Raw genomic sequence first — 14,819 nt, forward strand, 5'->3', positions numbered from 1 at the left:
AGACGAATCGTAAGTGTGAGCTGCGTTACCGGCGGGAGTTGTGGACAAATGGCAGGGACCGAAGGGGACCAAGTGGCGGTGCCTCTGGATGACGTGGACCGGAACATCATCGCGGAGCTGACCCGGGACGGGCGGATGTCCGTCACGCAGGTTGCCGAGAACGTGCACATCTCACGGGCCCACGCTTATACGCGGATCGCCAGGCTGACCGGCGAGGGGGTGCTGACCAAGTTCACGGCGCTGGTTGACCCTATTAAGGCGGGGCTCAAATCCTCCGCCTACGTGACGCTGAAGGTAAGGCAGCATTCGTGGCGCGAACTGCGCGAACTTCTTCGGGCCATCCCGGAGGTGCACCACATTGCCCTGGTGGGCGGCGACTTTGACGTCATCCTGCTGGTGCGCGCGGTGGACAACGTGGACCTGCGCCGCGTCATCTTCGACCAGCTGCAGTCCATGCCGGGGGTGTTGGATACGCAGACGTTCCTGGTTTTTGAGGACGTGGATACGCGGTAGCAGGCCGCTCGTCGCCGCCAAACGGCCGCTCCCCGCGCTTACCTACAGCAAGGGACATCACCCAAATGACGTTTTTCGTCATGCAGATGGGGACCTGCCGCGAGTGGCATTCGACGCACATAGAGACGGTATAATTGCGGAGACCGCGCGAATATTGCCGTTCTGGGGGGTGCAATACGGCAAGTCCCAGCCAACGTTACAGGGAGACACCGGTTTGGACTTACGCGATTATCTGAGAATCATTCGCCAGAATTGGATTTTGATGGTGGCCGTAACGATGGCTGGCCTCTTGATTGGCGGAGCCTTTTCAATACTGACGAAGCCGACCTACACCGCCGATACGCAGCTGTTCGTAGCTATTTCTAACTCGGGCACGGTTCAAGAACTGCAACAAGGCAACACGTTCAGTCAGGCACGAGTCCAGTCCTATGTGAAGACTGTCGATTCGCCCGTGGTTCTTCAACCGGCCATCGATGCCCTAGGGCTCGGTTTGACGTCCCAGGAATTAGCAAGCAGAGTCACAGCGACTTCGGATCTCAACACAGTCCTCATCGGCATTACCGTGACCGATCAGTCCCCGGTTCAAGCCGCCGCTATTGCCCAAGCGGTGTCTGACAGCCTAATTAATGCTGTGGATGTCCTGGAGAAACCGAAGACAGGCGGTAATTCGCCAGTCAGCCTTTCAGTAATCAAGCCCGCAGTTGCGCCCAGCGCGCCGTCAGCGCCGGATACGAAACTGAATCTCATTGCAGGTCTCCTCGGCGGCCTGCTGGCCGGTACAGCCATCGCGGTTCTCAGATCGGTTTTGGACAATCGGATTCGCGGTGAGATGGATCTCAGAAAAGTTACGACCGCTCCTTTGCTTGGCGGAATCTCATACGATGCAGATGCTGTGAAGAAACCCCTTCTCACGCAAGCCGAAACGCAGAGCCCCCGAGCCGAATCCTTCCGTCAATTGCGGACGAATCTGCAATTTGCAAACGTTTCAGGTCGCGCCAAGACCGTGCTCATGACGTCATCGCTCCCCGGTGAAGGCAAAAGCACCACAGCCACGAACCTCGCCATCGCGCTTGCCCAAGCCGGGCATTCAGTTTGTCTTGTTGATGCAGATCTCAGGCGTCCGATGGTGAGCGACTACCTCGGGCTTGACCGAAACGCAGGGCTCACGACTTGCCTTGTGGGACAAGCAGACGTAAATGACCTACTGCAGCCGTGGGGCGACGATAATCTGTTCGTCCTAACGTCAGGTCAGATCCCTCCCAATCCGAGCGAACTACTTGGCTCGGCCGAGATGAAAAGCCTGATTCTCCGGCTTGAACATGCTTTCGACCACGTAATTATCGATGCCCCGCCGCTCCTGCCTGTCACGGATGCCGCGGTGCTTTCGCAGCACGTCGGAGGCGTCGTAGTCGTCGTCGGATCGCAGAAACTTCGTCAAAACGACCTGCAGAAGGCTCTCAGCGCTCTCGACCTGGTGGGGTCGAATATTCTCGGAATCGTCCTAAACCGGTTGCCATCCAAGGGACCGGATGCCTACGCCTACAGTTACTACACACACGATGAGAAGCCAACCTTAAACGCCACGGCCAGCAGCGGAAAAAGACAAACTAGGCCAGCCGGATCTTCTGTTGACGGCCTAGGTACTGAGAGTGCATTCGACAGCACGCTCTACGCAGAATCACCAAGAACGCCCCGTTCCTTCCCATCGTCCCGAGCGGAACGTCGTTAGTCTTCGAAATCGACCTTCGTACCTCATGCAAGAAGATTGAGCCATGACTCCATTGAACAATGGGCACAAGGCTCTACGGCGGAACGTTCAAAAATCAATTGAGTGCGTATTTGACGGCTACCGTCAGCCCAGATGACTAGCAGTTGAACCCGGAAATTCGTGGGCAATTACCGAAACTGGGCACCGCCCCGCAAATTTTGGAGCCAAAAATCAAAAACAAATTGGGAACGGTCGCTGGAATCGTCACGTTCAATCCGGACTTGGTTCGTCTTCGGGAGAACCTAGACGCAATTGTTGATCAGGTGGACGCGGTTATCGTAGTTGACAACGCCTCGATCGATTCCGACTCCATACGGGAATTGATACAGCATTTTCCTGGAACGCATTTCCAAGGAAATATCGAAAATTCTGGAATTTCCAAGGCATTGAACCAAGTCATGCAGTGGTCAAAAGAGTTCGGTGCTTCTTGGACCATAATGCTCGACCAGGACTCCGTCTGCTCCGCGGGCATGGTCGGTATCCTGATGCAGAATGCCGCCATGAACGTAGGAATTGTTGCGCCAGCAATCATTGATCGTTCTGATCGCACACCTCTCGCCGAGCAACAGCGGCGGGAAGAAGTGAACTACTGCATTACTTCCGGGTCGTTGAACAATGTCGAAACCTGGCACAGCGTCGGTGGTTACGACGAAGCGTTCTTTATCGATTTTGTGGACTTTGACTACTGCCTGCGCGTTCGAGAGGGTGGCTTTCGTATCATCAGAGACACGAAAGCCTCGCTCCTTCACGAGATTGGCAAGATCACCCGCCATGGGCGCTTCATCGCCTACCACCATTCTGCATTCCGTAGCTATCACATGGCCCGAGACATGATTAATTACGCGCGCAAGCACCGTAATTCACCACGGGAGCTCAAAGTCCAGAGGCGGGGTCTGGTGGCGACGTATTTGATCTTGGTCCGCAAATCAATGATTGTCGCAATGTTTGAAGAGGATCGGATACGCCGAGTTTCGGCACTCCTAAGAGGATCCCTCGCTGGCAGTATTGGACGACGATATGGGCGCTAGCGTACTGCACAAGTTGACGAGAATGCTCAAGTCAAGGCGCGCCCATCTGCGAGCCCCCGTCTTGTCTTTGGCTTCCCAGGCTTCTGGTCTTCTGCAACTTGGCGCCCTCCTGTGGAGGCATGGTCCTAGCAATGCGACGGACGCCTATTTCTATCTCTTTAACTTGGGAAACCTGCCGACACAGATCCTGATCGTTGGCGTCCTCTATCCGATGCTGCTCAACCAAGATCGCGTGACTCGACGCGGTGCCCTGCGTTTTGGACGCTTGGTACCGGTTGCCGCTCTCCTGGCTGTAGCTGCCGGCTCAGGCTGGCTGAGCATTCAAGGTCGCGTTTCGCTGGACATAGCCCCCATTCTCATCTTGGCCGCTGTCAATGCTGTTATTCAGGCGAGGCTCTGGTTCTTGGCGGTCTTCGCGGAGGCAGACGGCCGGCCACACTGGATGGCAGCGATTGCGCTGCCGGCCAACGTCCTAGCAACACTTGTAATGCTGCTCCCTTGGCCCTCTTCGACGGCAACCGTCACGGCTATGTTTGTAGCACTCGCCATAGCCAACGGCGGGTTCCTGGTAGTTATGGCCCGTGTCAAAGTGGGTATCCACGTCCTTGACGGTCTACCGGCAGTTCCCGGCCGAAAACACTCTGCTCATTATTGGTTTCTTAGTAAGTCATTCGTAGGATACGGCGGCCTGATGATTGTGCAATCCCTGGCACTGGTCCTGCCGCCGTCCACTCTCACATTGCTCACTCTTCCCATGAAAATTGTTGGCTCAGTGGCGGCCACATTCGTCAACGCCGTTATGCCGTTGCTCGTTCATCAAAACACCGAATCTCCCACGGAGGCCCGGCGATTTCTGAGTATCCTGACAGTAATTCTTGGTTCCTTGGGCCTAGTTATCCTTGTGGCGGGCGGGCTCTTCCTTCCCGAGCATTTCGTCCAGGTCCTCGTCGTCGCGCTCTGGCTTCTGGCAGCCGCGGCAGCATCAGTAGCCCAAAGAATGATGTTTCGCTTTCTTCCCCCCAGCGCCTCCCGCATTACTCTCGCCGTAGTTCCGATGATCGTCGCTGCAGTTGCAGTTTCTGTGCAGTCTGACGGTTTTGGTCTTATTGCCCTGCTCTGTGCCTATGCACTTGTGGACGCGGCCTCCGGCTTCCTCATTCTTGTGGCATTGCGGGCCCGAGTCATGTCCTGCGTAACTGGGCTGATAACCCTGAGTCTCGCGGCCATTTGGGTTGCAAGCTTGTTCTATCCGGGGATTTCCTAGAAGGGTGTTGAGGGACCCCAGGTTCGCCGGGGTGGCATGACGTAGAGCCGTGTTTTTGGGCCTATGTTAGGGCGGTGTTGCCGTCCACACTCGTGTCGTCGCCTGTCGGCGTCTTCACGATCATCGAGGCGACTAGCAAGACCATCCGCGGCCACGAGAGGTGCAACGCAGGCCATTCAAGCCGCACCGCGAAGGGGCGGCGGGATGGCAGAAGTACACCGGTAGGAGAGTCGGCTGCGTGAAGTCCTGATGGCAGGTCATTTCAGTGCCATGATCCCAGATGGAGGAAAAGCAGGGATGGGCTGAGAGGGGGCTCATCCGTTTCAGCCAGCCGGTCGTGCCGATTCTCTGCTCTGCGGTTGCCTGCCAGATGTACGAGGATGATGAAGCGCTTGGTCCGTTCGACCAACGTACCGATGGCCGACCTCTGCCTTTTTCCTATGAAAAGCTAGTTTTCAGTCGGCCCACCGGCCCAACCCACAAGATCGTCTTCTGAAGCGACTGGCCTTGCCCTGCGGTCCGAGAGGACCTAGCCGTCGCTGCGGGAATGGCTCATGAGGGTCGGACTGTGAGCACGACTAACAAATGTTAACGCCAACCGAAAATAGGGCCAGGAACGCCAACTGAAAATAGGGCCACCGACCATTATGGAAGGTGATCAATTTGGATGATTGGGCGGAGATACGCCACCTGTTTTCGCCGGGCAAGCACTCGAAGCGGGAGATCGGCAGGATCGTGGGGGTTTCCCGCGGAACGGGTGGACCGGGCACTGGAGTCGGACCGGGCGCCGAAGTATCAGCGGGCATCCGGAGTATCGAGTTTTGATGACTTTGCTCCCAGGGTGCGGGAGTTGTTGGTGAAGACGCCGACGATGCCGGCCGCGACTCTGGCGGAGCGGGTGGGCTGGTCCGGTTCCGCGTCGTTGTTCCGGGCAAAGGTCGCCGTGATCCGGCCCGAATACGCACCGCCTGACCCGGCCGACCGGCTGGTCCACGAGCCGGGGTTCCAGGTCCAGTGCGATCTCTGGTTCCCACACGAGCCGCTGCCCGTCGGTGAGGGCCAGTCCGACATGCCGCCGGTGCTGGTGATGACCTCGGCGTTCTCGGGATTCATCCAGGCGCGGATGCTGCCGTCGCGGACGACGCCGGACCTTCTGGGCGGAATGTGGACTCTGTTGCAGGACGCGCAGGCGGTTCCGTCCAGGCTGCTGTGGGACAACGAGTCCGGCATCGGCAGGCGCCGGCCCACGGAGCCGGTGGCCGCGTTCGCCGGGTCCCTGGGATTGGAGATCAAGCTGCTTCCGCCGCGGGATCCGGAGTCCAAGGGCATGGTCGAGCGGATGAACAGGTTCTTCCGGCAACGCTTCATGCCGGGCCGGGACTTCCGGTCACCAGCGGACTTCAACGGCCAGTTGGAAGACTGGCTGCCCAAAGCGAATCACCGGTATTCACGGTCCCGCCACGGCCGCCCGGACGAGCTGATCGTCCTGGACCGGGAAAGGATGCGGGAACTGCCGCCGGTGAGCCCGGAAGCGGTGTTCCGCAACGCGGTGCGGTTGCCGCGGGATTACTACGTGCGGGTGTTCTCCAACGACTATTCCGTGGACCCATCGTTCATTGGGCGCATCGTGGATGTCGTCGCTCACCTGGATACCGTCTGGGTCACCCACGACGGGGTCATCATCGCCACCCATGTCCGAGCATGGGCCCGGCACCTGGTCCTGACCGATCCGGCCCACGTGGCCCGCGCAGCGGTGATGCGGCGAGACTTCCGAACCCAAAGAGTCCACCGCCCCGAACCCGAGGAAGCAGTGGAGGTGCGGGATCTGGCCGCCTACGACGAGATCTTCGGCATCGACCTCGGCCAGCAGCCTGCGCTTCTCGAGGTGGCCTCATGACCGGGACACCGTCGCAGATCGAGTACTACGCCCGGGCACTGCGAGCACCGCGGATCAGCGATGGGTTCCGCCGGCTCGGGGACCAGGCCCGGGACGCCGGCTGGTCCCATGAGGAGTACCTGGCCGCCGTCCTCTCCCGTGAAGTCTCCGAACGCGAAGCCTCCGGAGCGGCGACACGGATCAAGGCCGCGAGGTTCCCGGCACACAAGGATCTGGAAGAGTTCAACTTCGACCACCAGCCTTCCGCGGACCGGAACCTCATCGCGCACCTGGGCACCGGGGTGTTCCTCTCCGAAGCCAAAAACGTGGTCCTCCTCGGGCCGCCCGGCACCGCAAAACCCATCTCGCGGTCGGCATCGGCATAAAGGCAGCCAAGGCAGGGCACCGAGTACTCTTCGACTCCGCGACCGGCTGGGTCGCCCGGCTCCAGGAAGCCCACTCCCGCGGGAAACTCGCCCAGGAACTAGTCAAACTCCGCCGCTACAGCCTCCTGGTGGTCGACGAAGTAGGCTACATCCCGTTCGATCAGGACGCCGCGAACCTTTTCTTCCAGCTCGTCACCAGCCGCTACGAACACGCCTCCATGATCCTGACGTCGAACCTCCCGTTCGCCCGCTGGGGCGACGTCTTCGGAGACCTGACCATCGCTTCGGCCATGATCGACCGGATCGTCCACCACGCCGAGGTCATCAGCCTCAAAGGCAACAGCTACCGGCTCAAGAAACACCAGCCCGCCGCCAGTACGGCACAATAGAACCACAACCCAGTGGCCCCGTTTTCAATTGGCACTAATGGCCCTATTTTCGGTTGGCGTTAACAACAAACACTTGGATCACGGCGCCTAACTCTCTATGGCAATCTGCAGCCCGACGATGGGATTCAACGCTCGTCTCCCGTTGCCGACCTCCTACGCCGAGTCGGGTCTAGCGGGGGGAGATCGCATGGTGGCCGTCTTGCTCACTTACGCGATGTCGGAATGTTGCGGAAGCTCGGTAGCGCTCCACTGAGAATGGCTATGAACGCAGTAAGCTGCACACGCGCGCGACATACGCGTCCAGGCTAAAAGTGTCGTTCCAGAGGCGGCGTATCGACGCGGCCTGTTCCATTCGACTCAAGGAAATGGCCTGCAGCTGAGGCAACAAAGGTCCATCAGCATCGCATAGGCTCACTGCAGGATCGACTACGTACTCTGCCATGCCACGACTTGGAGTGACGGCTACGGGGATTCCACTTTCAGCTGCTCCGACCAGCACCATGTGCCCCGCGGCTCGTGTCCCGTCGAGCAGCGGAAGGAATACGATGGAGGCCGTACTCATCAGCGCTCCGAAGTCGCGCTGATTCAGCGGGCCGGGCCGGCTGACCACGTTTTCGCCCGACACCTTCTCCGAAGCCAGCTCTCCTGTTGCCAAGGTCAGCCGGACAGGACTGTTGCTTGTTAGTACTTCTTCTTCCAACGCACGAATTGCTTCCGGGCTTCGATCCGAAGAACCACCGACGAAGACGTGGAACATCTGAGACGCGCACTTTGCCGGGTAGCTAAACGTATTTCCGTATAGGACTGCGTTGGCTCGGCCACCCGCGGCGTTCCACGGTCCAACCTCTGATTCAGACAAGGCAATCACCAATGCATCGCCTAGAAGCCTGCGCAGGACCCTCCAGCTTCGACTCGTTGGCTCGGCGTAAATACCTGTGACAACAAAATTCTTCCTTCCCGTAACACGGAGAGCGGCGCCAATCCACGGGTTGTTCGCCAGATAAGGACCCTTGATCCCAGGCCGAAGAGTGCGCAACGCGAGCAAGAGAGAATCGATCCCAATCCCAAAGACCCTGGATCCGAACCGTTTGCCAGCAACCGCAGATGATGGCTGCCGCATCACTCGCCCAATCTTTGGGTTCTTCAACCAAGCACGGTCGGCAGCAGCGTTCTCTGGGCCAATTGCCAGCAGGGTGTATGCCAAGGGTCTTAGTTCCTTCTCGTCGATGTCGGTGTCCCCGACGTCCAACTCTGCCAGTCCGCCGCTACAGACTTGAACATAGCGTTTGCCGCATCAGCCACTTCGTTTTTCCCGTGTAGAACGGCGTAGCGAACTGCCGCGGCCCACGCTTGAGCCGAGGCGCCGTCATCTTCAGTCTGGTCGGTGACGAGGAGCGAAGAATTCGGGCCGTATAGCTCGACTAGGCTAGTTCCTGCCCTCCCGACGATGGGAGTTCCTGCTTCAAGCGCGCGAATCGCAATCCCGCTCTGATAGAAGCGTTTGTATGGAATGACAATAACATCGCTGGATCGTACTAGCTCATCAAGTTCAATTTCTGTGACGAAGCGCGAATCCACTTTCCATCCATCGACAGCGGGCCATCCTCGCCCAGCAATTTCCAAGTCGTATTCAGGTTCAAATTCCGCAGCCAGAGCCTGAAGGACTTCAAGATCACGATCCTGTTTGAACTGTCCCAGAACACGAATCACTGGACGTCGGACCGTCGGTATGCGCGACTCGCTTTCTCTGAGCAATGGAGGCAGCATCGGATGAGCGAGAATGTCCAGATTTGAGTCCAATCCGCAATTTCGCATGGCCTCCGAAGCCGCAGCGCTGTGGACCACGACCCGCGGCCGGCTTGGGAACATCGAGACAAGCTTGGCAGCGAGGCGACCGCTGCCGATCGAGCGCACCAACGGCTTGGGATCGTGATAAACAATCGCCGCTGACTTCCCACAGAGGACCCGTACCAAAAGTAGATCCACGAATCCGACGACAGGCCAGGTTACGAGCGTTTGAGAATATTCGTTCTTCCGTGCCGACCTCCCGGAGTCGCTAAGGAGCCTCACGTAGCTGAGAAGCCAGTGAAGCCGGCCGCGCCCGGACAACGACGGCTCCTCAATAGACTGCACCTCGACATGCGCCCCTGAAGTCCGCAGCAAAACTGCCAAGGCATTTGTGTAGTGGGAAAGAGCGCCTCCCAGCGGATTAACTATCCTGACTCCGCAAATCGACCTTGCCCCGGAGTCGCGCTGAAATGAAGTCCCTGCCCGCCAACCAGCAATGAGCTGCTTCCACTGCGAAGTACCGTTTCGCCTGACGACGTCACGAAGTACGGAATGACCAACGATGTATGGAGCCGAAACTGCACGCTGGAACCTTGTGCCGTTCTTGTCTTGAAACAGCTGAATATTTCGTGTCTGATAATACGGAGGCACTCCACCAGAGCTCTGCCACACGATTGCAGAAGGTTGGATGAGCACCTTCCAACCACTGCGGCGGAGTGCCTGTTGGTGGTCGGTTTCCTCCATGTATAAGAAATAGGATTCGTCGATGACATTTTCTTCGATGACTGATCGACGAATCATCAGGAAGGCGCCATCTACCCACTCAACGGAGCGGAACCCAGAATCCACTAGCTCCGCGCGTGGTGCCTTGTGCTGCCGGTGTCGAGGCAGTCCCAACAGCGGCGACAAATAGCCGCCGGATGACCAAATGGTCTCCGACTCAACACCCGTTACCAGCGCGGGCCCCACGACCGCAGCCTCTCCGCACTCCAAAAGCGCAGTCTGCAGTGCCTGTACGGCGCCGGTCTCAGGTAGAGACTCATGGGTTGAAATCAGTAAGAATTCGGTACGGGCAGTATTTTTAGCATGCCAGCTCACGCCGTGATTCACGGCCGCCCCATATCCAGAATTCGACGAGAAGACCAAGTTCACACCTATTGGAAGCGATCCTTTCAACCGATCGGCGTTGTCCGGGTCTTCACTGTTGTCAACAACGAGGAGATTCGAGGGTACGATGCCCTCGGAGATGAGCCGTTCGACAGTGATTGGTAACGTGTCGTAGCTGCGGTGGTGGACTACAACAACCGCTATGTCGGTCAAGGTCATTTCATGTCCTCAGGAGTTTCTTGTAGGTATCCTGTGTGAAGCCAGGAATCAGCCGAGATACGCCCGGGAATGAGCGGCAACGACTGTCGAACTTCCTCGCGGTTGAGCGGAGATTCCACGGCCTGGATAATTGCAACCGCTAGCTGCTGCTCAACATTGGCCTCAGGAATCACCGAATGTCCTTGTTCCAGCAGCCAAGTAGCCAGCCCCGTTTCGTCGGTCGTAACCACAGTGAGCCCCATCGACAGCGCTTCGACTATCGGCAAGCCGATCTGTTCCCGCCACCTTCCGAACCTTCTCGATGGGGCAATAAGGACATCCGCCTCGGAAATGCGGGCCGCGGTCTCATCGTGCGCCAGAAGGCCACAAAAAACTCTCGATTCCGGCCGTTCGCGGCACCATGCTTCGACGGCCTTGGAGTGCCCACCGTTGCCCACCACATTCAGCAATGCCCCCGGCACCGAGGCTTCCACAGCTGGCCACGCCGCCATCAAATTCAGGATGCCCTTTCTATCGTCTAGTTCACCGACGAAAATTGCCTTCTTGCCGTACACCCTCTCGCGGATGTCCGAGCTCCTTGCAGGCAACTCCTCAATGAGCCGCTGCTCAACCCGGTCTAAGCCAGCCAGGGAGTGGTAAAGCTTCATTGACGCAGAACTCCCGAACGCTATTCGGTCAATAACTAGGGAAATAGCAGCGCCTGCCACGATACGAAGTGTTCGTTCAATCATTGGGTGCACTCTTGTTTGAGGCGACAACAAGCTTTTGAAATCATTGTTTTCAATGGCGTAAGTGACTGCAGTTCTTCGCCGGAACCTAAAGAGGCCCGATAATTTCCAGATCGCCAAAATTAGGAAATTCTTCGGTGCAAATCGAAGCCAGAGCGGCTCAGGAACTTCCAGGATTTGAGAATTCGAGCGTGCAATTACTTGTAGACACTGAAAAATGGTGACCTTGCGAAAGGTATCAGGGACGGGAGTCTTGCCAAGATCGTATTTCTCATCGAAATAGAGTGTTAGCGCGGGCACCATGCCGGAAGCTCGCTTCACTTGCGCGGCTCTTAGTTCGGGCCGAATTCTAATACTCATGAAATCGGGATCATTCAAGGATGCCTCCAAGTATCCAAAACTGCGGTATCCTCTCGAATCTATTTCTCGGGCGACCTCGTAGCGATTCCTGCTGCGAGACTGACCTGACGCCCTCGTTTATAAAATCCAAGCACCCCGTCAAGCGTTTTTTCGTAAGCGCCGCAAACATCCGGCCAATTGTAGTGCGCACGAGCACGCTGGCTGTTGAAGGAACCTGCTTGGCCTCGTGCCGAAGAGTCGTTCATCAGTCGCATAATAGCGGCCTCAATCGCAACAGGATCGGGGTCGACCAGATATGTCTCGTCGGCAAGGACCTCCATGTTATACGGTGTCCGGCGAGCAACTACGGGGGCTCCGCATGCCATTGCCTGGACCAAGGCAGGGTTAGTTCCACCCACGCTATGCCCGTGGAAGTAGGCCCCTGCGTGCTGCCAAAGTGACAATAGTTTTTGGTCATCACTTACATGGCCCAACCACGTAACATTTGAATGGCGACTACTAAGGCCGGAGGCTAGATCGTCCAATACGCCTCCGTATCCTGCTGATCCCACCAAAACCACCGGATGGTCTTGAGCGATGCGCTCCGCGGCTTCAAAGAACTCAGCCACAGTGTTTTCTGGGACGAACCTCGCCACCATTAGAACGTAGGCCCCGTGTTCAAGCCCAGGCAGCACCTCGGTCGGTCCCGGAGCGTCGCCCCCATAGGGAATAAAGACGGAATCTCGCCCAAAGTCCGCCTTCCAGCGGCGTTGAATTTCGGTTGAATCACTGACTAGCACAGTGCCGAACCGTGCCGTAAATCGCGCCCCGAGTTTGAATACAAACTTGGCCAACGGCCCCCATTTTGCGCGCTCCCATTCAATCCCGTCGACATTCACGACGGAAGGAATACCGCGCAGGCTGAGAAGAGGGAGCCAAAAGCCATTCGCCACATTCATGACCAAGGCGACGTCGGGCTTAACAAACATTGAATGAAGGACTGACGTCAGGCCAAATGTGAGCGTACTAAGCGATTTATTTTCAAGTCCGAGAGTTGTTGTGGTGCGAACACGACTATCCCGCGTAGGATCTGCATCCTTCGTGGCACCGACTCGCCCGTACACATTGACGTCCCAACCGCTGTCCACCAGAAAAGGTGCAAGCTTCCTGACGGCGGTTTCGAAGCCTCCGTAGTAACTCGGGTAACCACGTGTCCCAATTATCGCCACCGACTTTGACATGCCTGTCTGTACCTCCGGGTTCACAACTGCCACTCTTCCGATTTATTACACGACCGTCTGCGAAAAATTGTGGCGCGTATGGGATTGATTTTCGCCTCCCGCAGCTATGCAAGTAGTGGGACGCTTTCGCGGGTTCCGGCTCCTCGTCCAACACGGCTCCTGAGGGCACTCCGTTGGGTACGCCGGCGCGCTTACACTAGCACAAGCAACGCCCTAGATTTCTGTGGATACGCTCCGATATCGGAAGCCGCACCCAACTGTCCCTGTAGGTCTCGGTTCAGTCGAGCAGGCTCAAAAGGTAGGATCCATAACCGCTCTTGACGAGCGGTTCGGCCCGACGCCGTAGTTCGTCGTCCGTGAGAAATCCTTGTCTCCAGGCGATCTCCTCAGGCGCTCCAACTTTGAGGCCTTGGCGGTTTTCCACAGTCCTAATGAAGTTGGACGCATCGCTCAGGTCATCGAAAGTTCCTGTGTCCAGCCAGGCTGTTCCCCTTGGCAGTACCTCAACCTGCAGTTTTCCGCGGTCGAGATACGTCTGGTTTATGTCTGTGATCTCCAGCTCGCCCCGCGCTGACGGAACGAGGTTCTTAGCGATGTCGACCACATTGTTGTCGTAGAAATACAATCCCGGAACCGCATAGTGACTTCGCGGGTTCTCGGGCTTCTCCTCAAGCGAAATTGCCCTTCCAGCGTCATCGAATTCGACAACGCCGTAAGCCTTAGGGTTTTGAACCCAGTAGCCAAACACTGCACCACCGTCAACGTCTGAGTACCGGCGAAGCTGCGTGCCCAAGCCGTGTCCGTAGAAAATATTGTCGCCCAGCACAAGCGCGACGGATTCTGTACCGATGTGATCCGCGCCGAGAGTGAAAGCCTGCGCCAATCCATCAGGCGAGGGTTGTTGAATGTACGTCAGATTAACGCCAAACCGGGAGCCATCTCCAAGCAAACGCTGAAATTGCTCGGCATCATGAGGCGTCGTGATGATCAGAATGTCACGGATGCCGGCCAGGATGAGGGTGGACAGGGGATAGTAGATCATGGGCTTGTCGTAGACAGGGACCAGTTGTTTGCTGATGCCGAGGGTAATTGGGTGCAAACGCGATCCAGTTCCCCCAGCCAAGATTATTCCTCGCATATGGCAGATCATTTCGTGTTCGTGGCACTTCCGCAAACCGGTAAAGTCATACTTCATGGGGAACATACTTGTCACCGGCGGTGCCGGCTTCATCGGTTCAAATTTTGTCCACTACGTTCTGGAGAACACCGAGGACCACGTCACGGTCCTGGACAAGCTGACGTACGCAGGCAACCTGGAATCCCTGAGGGGCCTTCCGGAGGAGCGCTTCCGCTTCGTGCAGGGCGACATCTGCGACGCCGCCCTGGTCGAGACGCTCGTGGCCGACGCCGACGTGGTGGTCCACTACGCGGCCGAGTCGCACAACGACAACTCCCTGCATGACCCCCGCCCGTTCCTGGACACGAACATCATCGGCACCTACACGCTGATCGAGGCCGCCCGGAAGCATAACAGGCGCTTCCACCACATCTCCACCGACGAGGTTTACGGGGACCTGGAACTCGATGACCCGGAACGGTTCAGCGAGTCCACCCCGTACAACCCCTCCAGCCCGTACTCCTCCACGAAGGCCGGCTCGGACCTGCTGGTCCGCGCCTGGGTGCGGTCCTTCGGGCTGCAGGCGACCATCAGCAACTGCTCGAACAACTACGGCCCGTACCAGCACGTGGAGAAGTTCATCCCGCGCCAGATCACCAACGTGATCGACGGGATCCGCCCCAAGCTCTACGGCAAGGGCGAGAACGTCCGCGACTGGATCCACGCCAACGACCACTCCTCGGCCGTGCTCGCGATCATCGACAAAGGCATCATCGGCGAGACCTACCTCATCGGCGCGGACGGCGAGAAGAACAACAAGGACGTCGTGGAGCTGATCCTTGAGCACATGGGCCAGCCCCGTAACGCGTACGACCACGTCGTGGACCGGCCCGGACACGACCTGCGCTACGCGATCGACTCCGCCAAACTCCGCGACGAGCTCGGCTGGGCACCGAAGTTTTCCAACTTCGACGCCGGCATCGAAGACACCATCGCCTGGTACCGCGAGAACGAAAACTGGTGGCGGCCGCAAAAAGCCCAGACCGAAGCCAAGTA

12 protein-coding genes and 1 pseudogene are annotated in these 14,819 nt (G+C 57.8%); 8 read left to right on the plus strand and 5 right to left on the minus strand.

Annotated elements, in window-relative coordinates; translation table 11 throughout:
* Positions 1-48 precede the first annotated feature (48 nt).
* The 7 genes and pseudogenes from AB0N24_RS22695 to istB all read left to right on the plus strand — a co-directional run bounded on the left by AB0N24_RS22695 (position 49) and on the right by istB (position 7,224).
* A complete protein-coding gene (locus AB0N24_RS22695) occupies positions 49-513 on the plus strand; it encodes an Lrp/AsnC family transcriptional regulator (RefSeq protein WP_104173217.1) in 465 nt (154 codons plus the stop codon).
* Between the two features lie 214 nt (positions 514-727).
* The gene (locus tag AB0N24_RS22700; protein WP_364129405.1) at positions 728-2,242 is read left to right on the plus strand and encodes a polysaccharide biosynthesis tyrosine autokinase; all 1,515 of its coding nucleotides are present in this window, start codon (positions 728-730) and stop codon (positions 2,240-2,242) included.
* A 143-nt stretch (positions 2,243-2,385) separates the two neighbouring features.
* On the plus strand, positions 2,386-3,309 hold the full coding sequence (locus AB0N24_RS22705) for a glycosyltransferase family 2 protein (protein ID WP_364129407.1): 924 nt from the start codon (positions 2,386-2,388) through the stop codon (positions 3,307-3,309).
* 163 nt (positions 3,310-3,472) lie between these two features.
* The gene (locus AB0N24_RS22710) at positions 3,473-4,573 is read left to right on the plus strand and encodes a hypothetical protein (protein ID WP_364129410.1); all 1,101 of its coding nucleotides are present in this window, start codon (positions 3,473-3,475) and stop codon (positions 4,571-4,573) included.
* A 280-nt stretch (positions 4,574-4,853) separates the two neighbouring features.
* On the plus strand, positions 4,854-5,069 hold the full coding sequence (locus tag AB0N24_RS22715; protein WP_364129413.1) for a hypothetical protein: 216 nt from the start codon (positions 4,854-4,856) through the stop codon (positions 5,067-5,069).
* Between the two features lie 360 nt (positions 5,070-5,429).
* Positions 5,430-6,470 (plus strand): integrase core domain-containing protein, encoded by a 1,041-nt coding sequence (locus AB0N24_RS22720; protein WP_364129416.1) that lies wholly within the window; start codon positions 5,430-5,432, stop codon positions 6,468-6,470.
* Positions 6,467-7,224 (plus strand): annotated as a pseudogene (gene istB / locus AB0N24_RS22725) (IS21-like element helper ATPase IstB). The gene AB0N24_RS22720 and the pseudogene istB overlap by 4 nt, the downstream one beginning before the upstream one ends.
* A gap of 259 nt (positions 7,225-7,483) precedes the next feature.
* Here the strand turns inward: istB and AB0N24_RS22730 are convergent.
* From AB0N24_RS22730 to rfbA, 5 genes are all read right to left on the minus strand, one after another.
* A complete protein-coding gene (locus AB0N24_RS22730) occupies positions 7,484-8,428 on the minus strand; it encodes a hypothetical protein (protein WP_364129418.1) in 945 nt (314 codons plus the stop codon).
* Positions 8,429-8,433: 5 nt separating this feature from the next.
* Positions 8,434-10,338, minus strand: coding sequence for a glycosyltransferase (locus tag AB0N24_RS22735; RefSeq protein WP_364129420.1), 1,905 nt, complete (start codon positions 10,336-10,338; stop codon positions 8,434-8,436).
* Positions 10,335-11,444 (minus strand): glycosyltransferase family 4 protein, encoded by a 1,110-nt coding sequence (locus AB0N24_RS22740; protein ID WP_364129423.1) that lies wholly within the window; start codon positions 11,442-11,444, stop codon positions 10,335-10,337. The genes AB0N24_RS22735 and AB0N24_RS22740 overlap by 4 nt, the downstream gene beginning before the upstream one ends.
* A gap of 41 nt (positions 11,445-11,485) precedes the next feature.
* Positions 11,486-12,646, minus strand: coding sequence for a glycosyltransferase (locus AB0N24_RS22745; protein WP_364129426.1), 1,161 nt, complete (start codon positions 12,644-12,646; stop codon positions 11,486-11,488).
* A gap of 277 nt (positions 12,647-12,923) precedes the next feature.
* Positions 12,924-13,784 carry a glucose-1-phosphate thymidylyltransferase RfbA gene (gene rfbA, locus AB0N24_RS22750; RefSeq protein ID WP_364129436.1) on the minus strand — a complete coding sequence of 287 codons (861 nt, stop codon included), beginning with the start codon at positions 13,782-13,784 and terminating at the stop codon, positions 12,924-12,926.
* 55 nt (positions 13,785-13,839) lie between these two features.
* Here rfbA and rfbB point away from each other — a divergent pair.
* Positions 13,840-14,819: dTDP-glucose 4,6-dehydratase (gene rfbB / locus AB0N24_RS22755; RefSeq protein WP_364129428.1), on the plus strand; the 980-nt coding region annotated here is incomplete at its 3' end.

The sequence above is a fragment of the Arthrobacter sp. NPDC093128 genome, assembly GCF_040683875.1.
GTDB lineage: Bacteria > Actinomycetota > Actinomycetes > Actinomycetales > Micrococcaceae > Arthrobacter.